Source organism: Candidatus Villigracilis vicinus (genome assembly GCF_016702885.1).
GTDB lineage: Bacteria > Chloroflexota > Anaerolineae > Anaerolineales > Villigracilaceae > Villigracilis > Villigracilis vicinus.
On sequence record NZ_JADJDD010000015.1, the window covers coordinates 38,544 to 55,184 of the forward strand.

13 protein-coding genes are annotated in these 16,641 nt (G+C 49.4%); 2 read left to right on the forward strand and 11 right to left on the reverse strand.

Features of this window, described 5'->3' with window-relative positions; translation table 11 throughout:
- Nucleotides 1-11 precede the first annotated feature (11 nt).
- The 6 genes from IPG80_RS12805 to IPG80_RS12830 form a co-directional block, all read right to left on the reverse strand.
- Nucleotides 12-1,319, reverse strand: a complete 1,308-nt coding sequence (locus IPG80_RS12805) for a YeeE/YedE thiosulfate transporter family protein (RefSeq protein WP_345107396.1) — start codon at nt 1,317-1,319, stop codon at nt 12-14.
- An 11-nt stretch (nt 1,320-1,330) separates the two neighbouring features.
- Nucleotides 1,331-1,876, reverse strand: coding sequence for a YeeE/YedE thiosulfate transporter family protein (locus IPG80_RS12810; protein ID WP_345107399.1), 546 nt, complete (start codon nt 1,874-1,876; stop codon nt 1,331-1,333).
- A 73-nt stretch (nt 1,877-1,949) separates the two neighbouring features.
- Nucleotides 1,950-2,480 carry a cytochrome b/b6 domain-containing protein gene (locus IPG80_RS12815; protein WP_345107402.1) on the reverse strand — a complete coding sequence of 177 codons (531 nt, stop codon included), beginning with the start codon at nt 2,478-2,480 and terminating at the stop codon, nt 1,950-1,952.
- Nucleotides 2,474-4,681, reverse strand: a complete 2,208-nt coding sequence (locus IPG80_RS12820) for a hypothetical protein (protein ID WP_345107405.1) — start codon at nt 4,679-4,681, stop codon at nt 2,474-2,476. Before IPG80_RS12820 ends, IPG80_RS12815 begins: the two co-directional genes overlap by 7 nt.
- Nucleotides 4,682-4,684: 3 nt before the next feature.
- The gene (locus tag IPG80_RS12825; RefSeq protein ID WP_345107408.1) at nt 4,685-6,118 is read right to left on the reverse strand and encodes a tetrathionate reductase family octaheme c-type cytochrome; all 1,434 of its coding nucleotides are present in this window, start codon (nt 6,116-6,118) and stop codon (nt 4,685-4,687) included.
- Nucleotides 6,115-6,462: a metalloregulator ArsR/SmtB family transcription factor gene (locus IPG80_RS12830; RefSeq protein WP_345107411.1), complete on the reverse strand. Its 348-nt coding sequence runs from the start codon at nt 6,460-6,462 to the stop codon at nt 6,115-6,117. Before IPG80_RS12830 ends, IPG80_RS12825 begins: the two co-directional genes overlap by 4 nt.
- Before the next feature lie 167 nt (nt 6,463-6,629).
- On the opposite strand from IPG80_RS12830, the gene IPG80_RS12835 reads away from it, so the two are divergent.
- Nucleotides 6,630-7,235 (forward strand): helix-turn-helix domain-containing protein, encoded by a 606-nt coding sequence (locus tag IPG80_RS12835; protein ID WP_345107414.1) that lies wholly within the window; start codon nt 6,630-6,632, stop codon nt 7,233-7,235.
- A gap of 58 nt (nt 7,236-7,293) precedes the next feature.
- Here IPG80_RS12835 and IPG80_RS12840 read toward each other — a convergent pair whose 3' ends face one another.
- The 4 genes from IPG80_RS12840 to IPG80_RS12855 all read right to left on the reverse strand — a co-directional run bounded on the left by IPG80_RS12840 (nt 7,294) and on the right by IPG80_RS12855 (nt 14,913).
- Nucleotides 7,294-7,641 (reverse strand): iron-sulfur cluster assembly protein, encoded by a 348-nt coding sequence (locus IPG80_RS12840; protein WP_345107417.1) that lies wholly within the window; start codon nt 7,639-7,641, stop codon nt 7,294-7,296.
- Nucleotides 7,642-7,651: 10 nt separating this feature from the next.
- Nucleotides 7,652-8,275: a winged helix-turn-helix transcriptional regulator gene (locus tag IPG80_RS12845; RefSeq protein WP_345107420.1), complete on the reverse strand. Its 624-nt coding sequence runs from the start codon at nt 8,273-8,275 to the stop codon at nt 7,652-7,654.
- Nucleotides 8,276-8,351: 76 nt separating this feature from the next.
- Nucleotides 8,352-11,546 carry a hypothetical protein gene (locus IPG80_RS12850; RefSeq protein WP_345107422.1) on the reverse strand — a complete coding sequence of 1,065 codons (3,195 nt, stop codon included), beginning with the start codon at nt 11,544-11,546 and terminating at the stop codon, nt 8,352-8,354.
- A gap of 313 nt (nt 11,547-11,859) precedes the next feature.
- On the reverse strand, nt 11,860-14,913 hold the full coding sequence (locus IPG80_RS12855) for a metallophosphoesterase (protein WP_345107425.1): 3,054 nt from the start codon (nt 14,911-14,913) through the stop codon (nt 11,860-11,862).
- A gap of 120 nt (nt 14,914-15,033) precedes the next feature.
- Between IPG80_RS12855 and IPG80_RS12860 the strand changes: the two genes are divergently transcribed.
- Complete coding sequence (locus tag IPG80_RS12860; protein ID WP_345107428.1) at nt 15,034-15,996, forward strand: M23 family metallopeptidase; 963 nt, start codon at nt 15,034-15,036, stop codon at nt 15,994-15,996.
- A gap of 52 nt (nt 15,997-16,048) precedes the next feature.
- On the opposite strand, the gene IPG80_RS12865 is transcribed toward IPG80_RS12860, so the two are convergent.
- Nucleotides 16,049-16,633 carry a hypothetical protein gene (locus tag IPG80_RS12865; RefSeq protein WP_345107431.1) on the reverse strand — a complete coding sequence of 195 codons (585 nt, stop codon included), beginning with the start codon at nt 16,631-16,633 and terminating at the stop codon, nt 16,049-16,051.
- Nucleotides 16,634-16,641: the final 8 nt, after the last annotated feature.

A 16,641-nucleotide genomic window follows, 5' to 3' on the forward strand; every position in this document is an offset into this window, starting at 1 on the left:
CTTTTAATTATTTATCCGCATCCGCCGCCGGATTTATCACGCTTCAACTGCAGGATGATCTTGGCTTCGAATTCGAGGCTTTCGTATTCGACCGGATCTGGCGAACAGGATTCGTAGGTGCTGCCTAAAGCTACAGGGAAGAGATAACCCAATTGGTCATCCCCAGCATTCGGGTTGGGTTGAGCCGAGAGGGTTTTATCCTCGTTTCCAAAGAATGCGATCCAGTTGTTGACTCCGCCTTCGAGGATGTAGATATTCGTCACACTGGAGGCTGAAAGGAATTTCCAGGCTTCGATTGCGGCGGCTTCGTCATTACTCATCACAATGAAAACCGTATTTGCAGGCGGCTCAGTTAGCAATACAGGGATGACTTCTTCAAGCCGATCAACCGGTACATTGACGGCATTTTCGATGTGATACAGGTTGTAATCAGCTTCGGAACGGACATCAAGATAGACCGGGTTCATTGCTTGGTTGTAGCGTGCTTTGAAGGCTTCAGCAGGCGTAACGAAGACGAGACGTTTTGTGAGCATTTCGTCAGCCGTGTATTTATACGTGTTGACGATCGGATCCGCATTTAACTGTTGGATGGTTTCAGTGCGGGTAAACGTGAGGGCGTTATATTTATCTTCCAGGGAGGGGGAACCGATGAGCACCACTGCAACAGCGGCGGCGAACAATGCGCCTGCACCTGCTATGCGGAGCTTGGGTTCCTTGGTCAGATCTTTCTTGCCGAAAATGCGCTCAAGTTGTTCTGCGCCCCAGAACATAAAGAGTGCCATTAACACAACGAGCAGCACGACAACACCAATAGGCAGATTGAAGACCTGATTGAGGGTGAGCCGCCCAAAATAACCTGAGTATGTGTACCAGTTATCGAAGAGGCTTTCGGTTTCGCCGAAAAGGAAGGCGCCTACAAAGCCGCCGAGCATGAAGAGCATGCCATCGATCTTGCCGGTTGAAGCAGAAGCGAGTGAAGTGGTGGGGCAGAACCCGCCAATGATGAAGCCAACGCCCATGATGAGCCCACCGAGGATGCCGGAGGAAAGATACGTTGGGTTGACCCATACTTGATTGAAATTTAAGATGCCCAGACCAACTGCACCAAATAGTAATACCATGGCGGTGACGATGGCGGTGAACATCACTTTGAGCACGGTCATTTCGGTGAAATAGAACTGTGCCGCAAGTTTGCGCGAGTCACCGAAACCGGACATTTCAAGGGTAAAGCCAAATGCAAAGCCGATCAATGCGAAGACCACATACGTCCATGGGTTGCTCGCGCTGACAGTTACGAATTCAGGAAGAGGGAAGTTCATGAGAATACTCCTTAGTTCCACAACTTACGGACGAAATACGCCAGTCCATATGCGCCGCCGAAGATGGCGAACATCACAACCCATGAACCAGCCGAAAGCGTTGTGCCGCCGGTGAGTGCCTGTCCAGAGGTGCATCCACGCGCCATGCGTGCTCCGTAGAGGAAGATCACACCGCCGAGGAAGGACATTAACCAGCGTGTGCGATTCGAGATGTTGGGACCCTTGGTGGTTTCAAATTTCAATCGTCCGTTGAACAAGCCTGAGGTAAAACCGCCGAGCAATGCACCGAAGTACACCGGTACGATCCAGTCATCAAGCGGATTTTTATCGCCGCCTGCTAATTTAAGCAAGTACGGAGTGCGATCAACATGTGCAGGGGCAAAAACATCCGTCACCGCGGTGACGAAACGGCTGGTTGCGCCGGAAGAGCCCAATCCATTGCCTGTCAATAAGAGGGCAAGGAAGAGCACAATCCCCAGCACCATGCCGCCAAAATATGGGTGAACGAACGGCTTTGGCGTTGCAGGAAAGAGCGTTTTCTTGGTTTGTGTGGTCATATCAATCTCCTTTGGTAAGTGGTAAGTAGTAATTGCTCATTTGAATTGTCAGTTACTACTTACTCTTTACTCGTTACTTTTTACCTTTCGCTTTTTTGTCTTTCACTTCTTCCACGTGCAGCTCGTGTACTTCCACTTCTTCGTAGCCTGTGATCATGGCACGAGTTGCTTCGAGCGGCGTAGCGCCGGTTGTTGTCATATATACATGGACGAGAATGAAAGTGGCGAACATCCATGCAACCAGGGAATGGAAGGGCGCCAGCAAGGGCAGTCCACCAAGTGCGTTCGCAAACGCTGAGAACTTTTGCACACCCCACATTAATGCGCCAGTGATCATTTGCAGAGGCAGCAGGATGTTGAGGATGGCAAAGTACGTGAAATGCTGGATCGGATTCATGCGGCGGGTCGGTGTCTTTTCGAACGGATGTGGCTCGCCTTTGAAGATTCCGGATATATAGTATTTCGCCTGCACCATGGCATCATCGAAGAAGCCGTAAGGATGCGGGATATATTCCTGCATTCGTTCCGTGGCAATGTGATAGAAAACTGAGAGCAGGGCGTTTAGCACCAACACTACAGCGACTACATTATGAACAGTTACCATTCCGCGGAAGGAGAACGCACAAAAATGTCCGGTCTATGGATGATCAGCCCTGTGAATAGGAGGATGACGATCGCAGCGGTCTGGAGCCAATGCCAGAAGCGGCGATACGAGTCGTACATGTACACGCGTTCGGTTCTAGCCTGACCTTTGGATTGTTTGCGCCCTGAGAGATATCTCATCGTTCCGTGACCGAGCACACCTAAAAGTGACCCGACGAACGCAAGTGCCCCGAACCAGTCGATCCAACTAATACGGCTGGAGCCGAACACATACATACCGTCATTAGAGGGATTGGGTTGATAATACAGTGCGCCATCTTTGCCTTGGACTATTTCGCCTGTCCCGTTTACATTGTTGTCCACGTCGAACACCGGCATGACGGGTGCGGAGTTGGCGAGTTTTATGGATTGCGAAACGCGCGAGTCGGCATCGTGACAGGCTTTGCAATCGTTGGTTGCGTATTCGCCCTTGGCAACATTATGGTTGATACTGTATGGCTGCACCATGCCTTCGATGCGTGCGTTATTAAGACCAAGTGCCGTTAATTTGGTTTTGACAGCTTCTTCCTTGGCGCTTGAGTTAATGCTGAGCTCATTGGTGCTGAGCTGACCGTCACCATTTTCGTCGAAGGCGGCAAGGATGTCTGCGGCATAAGAGCCATTTTCGAGATACACAACTTCCAGGTCAATTTGACGAACTGGTCTGGCATTGCCATTGGCATCGTCGTAGACCCAATAGAAGGATGTGATCAGGTTGTACGGAGCAAGTAATTGCTGCCCGTCTGAATTGGTACGGTTGAGCAGAACGGGTTCATAGCCAGTGACGAGCGAAGTCACTTCATTGGGAGTGCCCTCAATTCCACGGCATGTTTCTACGGCAGTTCCATCTATTGAGACAACTGTCCAATCGTAGGATTGGATGGCGGGCGCGTACATCTGCGGGATATGGCAGGTTTCGCAGGCGACAGCATCCATGTGAGTTTCAATATAAGGCAGCCAGTCGGCATGACCCTTGCTGGCATCATGGCAATTCTCACAGCGCCGCATCGTGCCTTTATATTCCGGCGCGACATTGAATTGAGCGCTTTCGCCGCGTGCAAAGTTATGGTCTGGGCGCTCAAGATATTCGCCGATCTCAAGGGAGCGCGGGTCATACACAAGATGCTCAGGATTGTTGCTTTGGATCTCGCTCAAGTGTGATGGGTTATTAAGCGCATAGTGACAGTCTGTGCATTGCAACTGACGTTCTGCATGAATATCCCATGAGCGGTCGAGTTCTGTCTTGTTGCTCAGGTTTACGCCAGAAGCATTAATGCGCTGCGCTGAAACAACCTGCCCGGTCGTTGCTGTCTGCGGATAATTCAGGTCGCAGGCGGTGAAAGTTAGCGGGTCTTCAGTAGCATGGACTTCACCATGACAGGCGGCGCAATTTGAGTTCGTCGGGTCTTGAATTCCGAGGGCGTTGTCCTTAAGTTCGCCATTTTCGTTGAAAGCGGCGGGGTTGTAAGACCAGGCGCCATCTACTTCGCTAACGATATTCAATCCGAGCAGGGTGGCAGTATTGGCATTTCCAAATTTGCCAGCCTGGACCATTTCAATACGGGCTTCATTGTTCGGTGCTTCAAGATGGCAGAGGAAACAGTTCATTTCCATCGTCCCTGAGGCATCCCAACTCCATGAGAAAACCTCGCCATCCGCATTCATGATGGCAGTCTCAGGGTTGGTTTTGCTGGCGTTGAGGTCAGTCAGGTTTTTGCCTTCGCGAGAAGTTTCTGCGGGTCCGCCGCCGACGACGCGAGCGCCGTTTAGCATCAGCCATTCGGCAGTGGTCAAGTCGAGGCGTTCGTCTCCGGCAGGGGAGAGGAAGCGATAGGTCATCGGGTCCCATTCACCGAATAGACCGTTACTGGCATCGAAACCTTCACTATTTGCATTGTAGTCGCTTAGACCAAGATCCGAATGGAAGGCATGTGATTGGATGAACTCAGTGTCGTGACATTGACCGCAGGTCTGCATGGTGGAAATAGCGCCGTTGCTTTCGAGGACGTTAGTGCCATTCGCATCTAGCAGGGGGAAGTCTGGGTGCAAAACTGAGGCTTGGGTGGTCGGGACGGTTGTCGGCGCGGCAAGAACCGCATTAATTCCATAAGCAAGAGCAAGGATGACCAATCCAACAAGTGTGATGAAAGTATATTTTTTCATGGCTTATCTCCCGCCCCATTCGATCGGGTCACCAGAGTAGCCGAGGGCTTCCCAATCCATACGCCCATTTTCGCCGTGGCAGGATTCGCATTGCAGGGCTTTATCGGCAGATTGCACCATGTGAGTGGTGGGCCAGTACATGTATGTAGTGGTGAAACCGTATTCGCCGCTGTACTCGAGACCGGTCTTGTCTTGCGCAAGTTCGAAGGCGCTATCCCAGTCGAATGTGGTCCAGAATCCGTCTTTGCCGGAGGTGATGGGTTGCAATAAGTAATTATTCTTTACATCATAGGGTTGTTCGGCGACGTGAAGTTTGAAGGGGAATATTTTGGCAGTGCTATCGTCGATGCTTCCGGCAGGCTTATTGATATAGGTGATACCGTCCTTACCGATGGGGTCGCCGAGAAGGTAGCGGTATTCATTATTGCCGTTGAACCAAAGATAGGTTGGCGCGAAGTTCTTGTCGTAGACAAATTCACCCTTGATTTTGAGGTAGGTGAAGTGGTCGTCTTCACGCCCTTCCTGACCTGCTTGTGACCAATCCCAGGTGACTTTGGTGGGGTCTTCGAGCGCAATGGCAGGGATGTGGCAGGTTTGACAGGCAACCGAGGTGAGATGCGTATTGATACGTTCGTCTTCGTGCTTTTGATTTACGTGGCATTGTTCGCAGGAAACTTGTTCCTGCGGGTCGATGGTGTAATTATCTGCCAACATGCGCCCAAGGACTTGGTGATCTTCCGTCCAGTGGCAGTCGGTGCAGAGCATGTCATTCTCGCCGCCCATATGAATATCTAATTCTGTAGAGGGGAAGTAGAGGCTTTCGTCGAGGTCGCCGTGTTTTACACCGTTCCCGCCGCCGCCATCGAAGTGGCATTTACCGCAGTTCTCACGGGTAGGCGCTTTTACGGAACGAGCCGCTGCGAGCAGGTCAATACCTTCGGCGGGATTGCCGAAAACGCCCTTGCCGTAGGTGGCAGGGTCAGCGTGACATGCGAGACAATCTACATTTTCTGGGTTGGCTTGCTGGGTTTCGCGACCTTCTTCCCAGCCGTAACCAGCGTGACAAGACATGCATTTATTTTCGTTCCCCTGAGTGCCAATACAGAAGTTATTGATCTGATTCGCTTTACCGATGGTCACGTCTTCGTCGCGCCAGGGAACGTCGAAGGGTTTTGATTCCCAAGTCCAATGGGTTGTCGCCATGACTTTGGTGGCTGCATCTTCATGGCATTCCAGGCAGGCGCGGGTTACGTCTTGACCAGTTTTCAATTCGCCTTTGATGATGTCTGCGTGGTCAACATGTACTAATTTTTCAGGCAGATATGCCGCCGGGTCGTTTTTTGATTGGGCGCGGGGCATGAAATACAGGACTGGGACCAAGATCAGCAAAAGGATGCCGACCAGCCCCAAGATCCAGGAAGGGAAGCGTTTTTTCATACTATCTCCTGTGTAGTTTCATTTATCAGGTTCACTTGGTATGCGAGGCGTTCGCGCATGACGTTTCTCAACAGGTCAAGTGCCTGAATTAATCTGGGGTCAGAAAGCCTATAGGTGATGGTTGTGCCGTTGCGGAGCGTATCTACCAGACCGCGCTCGCGTAAGACCTTTAAGTGCCGGGAGGTTGTCGGCTGGTTCAATCCAAGCTCAGCTGCCAAATCGGTTACATTGCGAGAACCATCATTCAAGGTGTATAAGATGAGGAGGCGGATGGGATCGGAAAGGGCAGCGCAGAAATTAGCTTCGAGTTGAGTGATTTCTTGTTTTAGGGTGGCAGTGACCATGATTACCTGCTTATATGTGAATAAACGAATATTTCAACCCTCATCATACATTTGTGACGCTTTGTACAATAGTGCAGGGTGTCATATTAAGTTTCGTTTAATGTCACATGAAGTTGATGTATAATTTGGCGTAATTTAGTATCCAATCAGCTTTATTTGGAGGTGGTATGGAGTCTTTTCAACGGGAAGCCGTTTCGGTTGATGTTGCATCAAGGTTGAGGGAATTACGCGAGGCGCGCGGCATTTCCATGCGAACTCTTGCCGCTCGCAGCGGGCTTTCGGCAAATGCCTTGTCTATGATCGAACGGGGGAAAACATCACCGTCGGTTAGTACGCTGTATAAGTTGGCTGCTGCTTTAGGGGTTTCGATCACTGCTTTTTTTGGCTCGGAGAATGAAAAGAAGCAAGTCGTTTTCCTAAAACATGATGAACGTACGCGGCTTTCGTTTACACGCGGCGTTTTCGAGGCTTTAGGCGGTGAAAATTTTGCCGGGCGGGTGGAGCCATTTATGTTGACCATGGAAAGCGGTGCTTCGTGTGGACCACATGATATTGTTCATTCAGGACACGAATTTGTTTTCTGCCTGCGCGGGCAATTGGAATATACGGTTGAAAAGGAGACGTTCCGCCTCGAACCAGGAGATAGCCTGCTCTTTGCCACCAGACTTCGTCATCGCTGGAAGAATCCGACCAACATGGTTACAAATGCCCTCATAATTATTTCCGGTTTTGAAGAGGGCGAAGAACTTCACGCCATGCATTGGAAGAAATAAAAAAACGCCATCCGTAAGGATGGCGTTTTTGAATATAAAACTACTCAACTAGCCGACGTTAAGCGTACATGCCCCAATCAAGCGCAGAGGGATCTTCCATCATGGAGAAATCCCACATATCCATGCCCATTTCAATCGTGACGGGCATATTCAAACCCTCGGTGGCCTTGGCTTTAGTCATTTCGATCATGGCAGGTCCATACGGACAGAAAGGGGTGGTTAGGATCATCTTTACGCGAGCCATGCCGTTCTCGATCTCAATATCTCGCACCAACCCAAGTTGGATGATGGTCATGCCGATCTCGGGATCCACCACTTCGGAGAGGCTGGCGCGTGCAGGTTTTACCATATCCGGGTGTGTCGTATGGATCGTCCATTTGATTTCATTGATCTGAGTTTCGCTCATAAAATCCTCTTTATTTTGTTTTTACGGCGGGGTGAATAACGTAAGTACAGTGCGCACCGCCATTCAGAATGCACTGCACTTTATTTGCTGGAAGCGCCAGCATTTTCGAAATTAGGGTTTGGTCTACCGTACAAACTTCAGGGTGAGCCACGCCAATTTGATAATACGGACAGGAGGTTTCGTGAATTTGGTATTCATCGCCCTTTTTTTCCCATTCCACGGTGAAGCCTTCCTGTGCCAGCATTTCCTGGACAAGGTCAAGGCGCTCTTCCATACTTAATCCCTTGACGTCTTGCGCATATTCATCAGCCAGGTCTTCTGCGATCTGACCGAAAAGTTTGCTAACCATTGGTCCGGGGATGCTTTCTTTCATTTGGGCAAGCAGACGGGTAGTCAGGCGAAGATAGCGTGTAGGGAAGTGCTCCATGCCTTCATCCGTAAGAATGTAAACCAGACGTGGTCTGCCAACCCCGTGCCGTTCTTCCTGAGATTCAACCAACCCTTCCATTTGAAGATTGGTCAGGTGGTGACGTACAGAGATCGGATTAATGCCAACAGCTTCCGCCAGGTCGTTTATGGTGGATTTGGGCTTTTTTAGCAGAGTCTGCAGGATTTTGTCTCGCGTGGATTTCATACAGGGCAGTATAACTGCCCTGTCAACTCCTGTCAATATATTAGATAAATATCATAAAAATTATTGAGCCGTAGTGTTACCTTATGGTAAATCGGAAAACGTCAGACCAGCCGCTCCAATTCCCGGCTGCATCTTTTGCGCGGATACGCCAGTAATATACTTTACGTGTCAGGTTGGTGACTTGGACAGTGGTGCTGGTGGTCTGCTTTGAGAAGATCGGGCTCGAGAAATCAGCATCGTTATCCACTTCAACCTGATATTGAACCGCATCACTGACAACGGACCACCTTAGCCATGGGCGCTTCGGGGCGTCTACGTTATTTTGCGGAGTGATCGGTTTCGGCGGAGAAGGAGGCGCAGCATCCACCATTACGGAAATGGCACTGCTAAAAACTCCTGGATTTAGATCCGAGTTATAAGCGCGTACACGGAAGTAGTACATGCCATCTGTGAGCTGAATTTGAATTTGTGTAGTGGATTCTGGAACGGTTTGTGCGCTCACGATCTGGAAGAAAGCGCTATCCCGCGCAATAAAGTATTCATAAGCTTGAGCACCTTGCACGGGGGACCAAGAGAATGAGGCGGCTGAATTTGTTATTAGAGTGTTGTTGGGTGTGATGACTGCTGGAGAGCCAAAACCCACAGTGGTTTTGGCTAGGGTGAAACTTTCGCCGCTGGTGAAGCTGGTGTTCACCAGTTTGTTCCCTGCAAGGTCAACGATATTGCCGTTGTCCAACATATCAAGGCGGATCGTACCTGATCCTGCACCTGTTTTAACGGTGACCCAATAGAATGGATTTACATTTTGGAGAGTGAGGACTGCAGACTTGATCGCATTTGTTTGTGTAACGATGAAGTCGTTCGTTTCCACGCCTGTAACCGATTCGGAAAATGTGACAATAAAGTCAGCGGTTGGGTTGATGGTGGGATTCCCGCCAGCCCGAACTATGGAGGTGACCTGTGGGGGGGTTCGATCGATAGTAAATGTTTCCCCGGTTAGGAAATTCGCATTCCCTGCCCCCGTACCGCCCAGGCGGACGTTTTGATTATTTTGAATACTGTCATTGTCAATTAGGTCGAGTTTCAGAGATCCATCTACGGTGCCGGCTGTGACTGTGACAATGTAAAACGGGTTTTGGTTGTTGACCGCAGTGACAGTACCGCCCGTGACTTGAAAGTCAGTCTGATCCACGCCGCTGACCGGTTCTGAAAATGTGACAATAAAATCAACGCTTTGGGCATTGCTTGGGTTGGTGCCAGCGCGAACGATGGACGTTACGGTAGGCACGTTGACCGTGACGGCGGTATTTCCACTGGCAAAATTACCATTGCCTGTGCCCTGACCGCCAAGTCGATTTCCAAGCCCGTCAATGATGCTGTCATCGTCTTGAAGATTTAACTGTATTGTATCGCTGCCCGGTTTTAATGTAATGGAAACATGATACGTGCTGCCGGATCCACTCACACCGGAGATCGAAGCACCGTTCGAGGTAGAGAGCTGGAAATCGCTTGTATCAACTCCGCTTACTGTTTCAGAGAAGTTAACCACAAACTCAGCAGACGCAGAATTTGCCTGAGTCGTTGCTGTGATCGAAGTTACCGTGGGAGATGCGCGATCTATGGTGTATGCCTCGCCGCTGGTAAACCCAGTGTTTGTCGTGTTTCCTGCGCCGTCAACTACTGTTTTGTTGTCATTGAAATTTAGGCGGAGGGTGTCATTTCCTGCTCCGGTTGTGGCAGTGATCGTATAAACCGCTCCTGAGCCGCTAATGGAGTTTAGGGTTGCTCCGGCACTGGTTGTGAGGTTGAAGTCTGCCAGATCAACGCCTGTGACAGGTTTGTTGAAGGTTGCTGTGAAGCGGACAGTTGCTGCACTACTGGGGTTGGCATCTGCGCGAATAATTGATGTTATGGCGGGCACGGTTCTGTCGACGGTATAGGATTCCCCGGTTGTGAAACTACCATTCCCTGTCCCTGCTCCACCGAGTGGGACGTTGAGCGTATTCAAGATAGTGTCGTTGTCGGTGAGATCAAGGCGGATGGTTCCATTTCCGCTGCCAGTGCCGACCGTAACAATATAGAGGTTTGCAGATCCAAAGACCGAACTGATCGACGCTCCGTTGAGGTCAGTGGTCAATGCAAAATCGGCGGCATCTATGCCGCTGACGTTTTCTGAGAAAGTGACCGCAAAACCAACACTCGATCCTGTAGTGGGGCTGCTTGAGGTACGGACGATGCGTACTACAGAGGGTCTTGTCGACTTGATCGTGAAAGACCACCATGTGCCAGTATTGGCGTAGGTTTGTGCATCTCGCAGCCTTGCCTGCCAATAATAGGTGCGTCCTTCTACTAGAGTAATCTCTCCGGGTCCGCCGGAATAAAGGGAATCTCTTGTTACCCAGGCATTGTTATCACACTGGGAATTATTTATTTCGTCGATGCAATATTGATATTTGTCAGTGCTGTCTTTGGTGGTCTCAGACCATTGCAGTAATTGATATGTGGATGCAGGCATGCTGATGATCGATTCGTTGGCAGGTGCGAGCTTGACCAAGGCGCTGGATGGTTGAACGGTGAATGACCACCACGTCCCGTCGTTGGCTACTGTGCCAGCGTCACGTAACCGGACCTGCCAATAGTAGGTGTGTCCGGGGACGATTGAGAATTCACTAGGTCCGCCTGAATAGAGCGAGTCGCGAGTGATCCATGTGTTATTGTCACAAAGCGAGTTATTGGTTTCATCCACGCAGTATTGATATCTGTCAGTGCTGTCCTTGGTTGTTCCAGTCCATTGCAGGAGTTGGAAGGTTGTTGATGGTAGCGGGATGATCGCACCATTTGGCAGGCTTGATTTTGAAAAAGTGAGCGCAGGTTGGATCGAGAAACTCCACCAAACCCCATTATCCGCTTCTGTTTGGGTATCCTTTGTTCTGACCTGCCAGTAATACGTATGCCCGGCAACTAAGGTGAATTCGCCGGGTCCGCCGGAATAAATGGCGTTGCGTGTTATCCAAGTATTGTTGTCGCACTGGGAATTATTCGTCTCGTCGATGCAGTATTGATACCTGTCTGTGGCGGCGAGCCCGGCATCCGTCCACTGTAAGAGCATATAAGAAGTGGACGGCATGGCGATCACCGTGCCATTAATAGGGGTTGTTTTTGAGTATGGGGCAGGAGCTTGCGCGTAGACGTTATTGAGAGCGTGAAATGTCAGAATTGCAACTGTCAGGATCGCCAGGCTAAATTTGGATGTTCGTTTTATTGTGAGCATTGCGCCCTCCCGAGCCAAATATCTAAGTTCTCGCCTGATCGTTGAGACCATATTTGGTGTTTTGTTATTAGATTATCAAATGGGTTTATAGCTGTATGGATAGATCGCCCTAATTCAGCCAAGTACGAGAAGCCTTTGTATTTAAAAGACCAATTCATTGCTACTTCCTGATCTGCGAGAATGAATTCCTGACAGATCTAATTACATTATATTGCTGTGTCATTTTTGTAGAGAACCTTGATACGCTGTTGAAATGGATTAAAGGAAGTTGAAAAACATCCTCGCTGCCCTTCCAGCAGCGAGGATGTCCAAGTTATTGCGCCTTGAAGCTAAAGACAGCGGACCATGCGCTCCAGTTTCCGGCAGGGTCTTCCGCTCGCACTCGCCAATAGTAGGTTCTACCAAGTAGATTTTTCACCTGTATCGTTGGCCTAGCGGCTATGCCTGAAAATTCAGGGCTGGAGAAGTCAGCATTATTATCCACTTCCACCTGGTAATCTTTGGCGCCGCTTACTGCTGACCACTTTAACCAGGGACGTCTTGGCGTGGTGGAGGCATTGCTTGGGCTGAGAGGCGTCGGTGAGGGAGGAGGCGTGGAGTCGATGGTGAAGGTGTACGTTTTACTCCACTTTCCGGGGTTTAGGTCCTGGTTGTAAGCGCGGACTTTTGCGTAGTATGCTCCATCCGTAAGAGCAGATTGTGCAACAAAGGCGGCTTCGGTTGTTGTTGTGTTGGCTGCGATTTGTGAAAACCCACTATCGCGTGCTATCAAGATTTCGTATGCCTGTGCATTAATGACCGATGACCAGGTCAACATAAGAAACGGATTGTTTGTGAAAGAATTAGGCAGTGCATTGATGCCAGGCGCTGAAAAATCGACGGCTGTTTTACCGACAGTAAAACTTTCGCCTGAAGTGTAGGCATTGTTGGTGATGGGATTCCCGGCTTTGTCTGTGATGTTGCCATTATCGAGCAAGTCCAGCCGAATGGAGCCAGACCCTGCTCCTGTGCGAACTGTAACCCAATAGACTGGATCTGAGTTTTGGATATTTATTACAGACGACTTGATAATATTTGTCTGTATTATTGTAAAGTCGGTCAGTTCGACACCAAGGACAGGTTCGGAAAAGGTGACAATAAAATCTGCCGTAGGGTTGATCGCCGGGTTATTGCCTGCGCGGATGATCGAAGTGATTTGTGGTGCTGTCCGATCCACAGTGTAAGATTCACCGCGTGTAAAATTTGCATTCCCCGCACCTTCTCCACCTAGAAATACGCCTTGCGCATTGTGAATACTGTCATCGTCGATCAGTTCCATTATTATTTCACCATCTGTTGGTCCAGTTTGGACGGTGACAATAAAAAATGGATTGGAATTATTGACGGCGAGGATGTTTGCTCCATTTGTGAGCAGGAAATCACTCGCGTCCACTCCTTCAACAGGTTCTGAAAAGGTAACAACAAAATCTACTTGTGCTGCATTTGTTGGGCTTGCGCCAGAACGGATTATGGACGTAACGATCGGCTTATCAATGGCGATATTGAAAACACCGCCGATGAAATTGCCATTGCTCGCGCCTGAGCCGCCTAGTAGATTACCAACCGCATCCATGATGCTGTCGTTGTCATTCAAATCCAGCCGCAAACTATCACTGCCGGGTTGAACTGAGATGGAAACCAAATACTGACTCCCTGACCCAGTGACATTCGTGATCGTTGCCCCGTTGAATGTGGATAAAAGGAAATCGCCTCCATCCACTCCGGTCACTGGCTCTGAAAAATTGACAGTGTATTCTACGCTGTTGGCGTTTGTCTGGTTTGCTGCACTGATGGACGTCACCAGCGGGGCAGCCCGGTCAATGATGGATGTCCCTCCGCCGGTGAAGCCTGTGCTTGTAGCGTTGCCTGCTATATCAATAACGGTGTCGTTATCGAGGAAGTCCAGCCGTAGTTCATCACTTCCGCTTCCAGTTGTGACCGAAACAACATAGTTTGCCCCCGAACCATTGATGGCGTTCAGGGCTGCGCCATTTGTCGTGGTAAGAGAAAAATCTGCCAAGTCTACACCAGTGACGGATTCAGTGAATGTCACTGAAAAATCTACATTGGCGGCATTGGTTGGGCTGGGATCTGCTGGCAAAATAGAGGCGACTGAAGGCGAGGTTTTATCAACTGTATATACTTCGCCTGTGTTGTAATTTCCATTTGAAGCGCCACTTCCGCCGAGGGAGATGCCAAGGCTGCTTAAGATGGAGTCGTTGTCGGCTAGGTCGAGGCGTAGCGTTCCATCCCCGCCGCCGGTGTTGACAGCCAGGGTATATATGTTTCCAGTGCCAGTTAAGTTAGCGATGCTCGCTCCGGTTGTGGTGGTGTTTAGAATGAAATCTGAAGTGTCCACGCCGGTGACTGCCTCAGAAAAGTTGACCTGAAAATTAACCACCCCGGCATTTGTTGGGTTGGCGTCCAGCCGAGTGATCGAGGTGACCGTGGGTGTGCTGCCGCCGATGGTATATTCATCTACAAGCAAACCTGCGCGTGTGTACATTTGAAATTTCATATACGCGCTCGTGGCTTCCACGCGCATTGCACCAAAATCCTGATTGAAGCGCACCTGACTTTCAGGCAGGATATTTTCAAACCAGTAAAGTTCTGATCCACCTATGCCATTCACAAAATATGGAATGCCATCCACAGACAAACGCTCGTAAATATGGTCGTGCCCGGTTAGAACTGCATCTGCACCCCATTCTTTGAACGGCCAGCGCATATATTCTGTTGAGCCGTGCCTGCCGGAGGAGTAAGGAGCATGGTGAAAATACACAACGTTAAATGAGGAAGTGGATGCAGCCAAAGCCTTCCGCAGCCAGCGTCCCTGTGGGTCATCAGCGAAGACGCCGTCAGGCTCGTCACGATCACTATCTAGTACAAAGAAATGAACAGGACCCTGGATAAAGTCATAGTAGGTGGTTGGATTGTAATATCCGAAAAAATCAAAATATGCTTTTGCGCCAGTATCCCAGTCGTGATTGCCTAAAGAAGGGAAAAACCTGCGGACGGGCGAACCGCTCCCGTATTTCCCCTTGTATTTGAAAAGATACTCGTGGAAGTATTGTCCAATATTGTCATCAATGGTGCCAGCTTGCCCGTGCGGATAGTTGTTATCGCCTACGGTCACTATAAAATCAGGATTCCAACTTTTGATAAGGTTCGATACATCCAGAAGTGGTTGACCTGCGAGCCCATAATCGCCAATGACGGCAAATGTGATGAGATCACTCTGGGCATGTACAGGAGGGGAGCCTCCAGTGACGACAGCAATTAGAGCAATGATAATGACAAGGGATATTTTGGTTGGGATGGATTTCACGATGAATCTCCTTACCGCACTGAATGTTGCGATAAGGAGATTATATTTTTGAGATCTGATATACCCACTCCTGGCATGAATTTAATATGGATTCGTTCCTGATGTAAAATGGTTCTCATTATGAAACGCCTTTTTTACCCATTTTTCGCGCTTTTGTTGCTTTCTTGCAACCTGCCGGGCGCAGATTTTCCTCAGCCTACGCCAAGTCCCAATACGCCTTTCCCCACTCAAAGTTCGACCCAAACTCCTACTCTCCTTTCGCCAACGGAGACTGCCACACCAATTTTGCCAACCCCGACAAGTTCGCCAATCCCCTGCGACCAGTTTGTGGCGGACTACTGTATTACAGAGGGAAGTTTTTTGTTTCAGCGCCCGATCTTCCCGCCTGATACTATGATGATTGACCTGACCTATGCTTATGCATCCACTCAGAATGGTAAACGAGACGCCCATCATGGTGTGGAATTTCAAAATGCATTTGGGACACCCGTTCACGCGGCGGGAGATGGGGTGGTAGTATTTGCTGATAAGGATGCGGTGACAAAATTCAGCCCGTGGACAAATTTTTATGGGAATGTTGTTGTCATTCAGCATGCAGGTGAAATTTATACCCTGTATGCACATCTATCCATTATCCTGGTTTTGCCTGGGCAGCAAGTTTCTGTTGGTGATGAGATCGGAAAAGTAGGACAGACCGGCGGGGCAACTGGCAGTCATTTGCATTTTGAAGTCCGCAAAGGCAGCGACTATATGGATTATTTCTCTACGGAAAACCCCGAATTGTGGCTTGTACCTCCAATTGGCACCGGAGCGATATCCATTACCTTACTAACAAAGGAAGACCGGAATTATGAACGTCCGTTGGTTGTTACACGTTATGCTGAAGGTAGCGACGAGCCGTTGTTTGTATATTACATTTCAACGTACACAAAGGGGTTTGAGCATAATGCAGAGGATGCCGCTTTAAGTAACCTTCCTCCGGGAAGGTACAAAATCGCTTTTTCATCTCCCATGGGTTTGAAAGAGCGTATTGTTCTTGTAGAGGCTGGGAAACTGACAGAAATTATTTTCGACCTGAAATAGACAACAAAAAAGCGCATCCGCTTGCGGATGCGCTTTTTTGTTGTGTTGTTACTTATCCAACTGTGGGTACCATTGTGACGAAGACAATGATGCCAGCGATCAAGGCGATGGTGCCAAAGACCGAGAAGAGAGTGCGCATGTTGCTCTCTGCACCCAGCAGTGAAGACCAAGCCACAAAGGCGAGTCCAAGAGCCATGATGAGCATTACAAGCTGGAGCTGATCTCCACGTTCATCCCACTGGGAAGCAGTCTCAAAGTTCGTGTCAGACTCGTCCCAGAGAGCGGTGGCATCGGCATACATGCCTTCGTAATAGGCATCAGTCCAGACTACATCCGGTTCGCTCTCGAAAGCAGCAGTCAGCGCTTCTGAGAAATTCAATTCGTAGTATTCTGCGATCTCAGGACGTTCTTCAACATTGAGATACCAGTTATCAAAATAATTATAGTCCTGGGTAATGTCCTGATTGGCACGCAGGTATTCGGCATTGCCGTCGTTCAGCTGCTGCATACCGAGGATCTCGAACTTATTTTGCTCCGAGTCGGACATGGCGCCCAAATAACTGGCGTATGCGGTGAACACACTGAGAACTGCGATCATGGTCCCCAAAAAGATTTCGTTGGCGAAAATTTTCTTCATTTCTACTC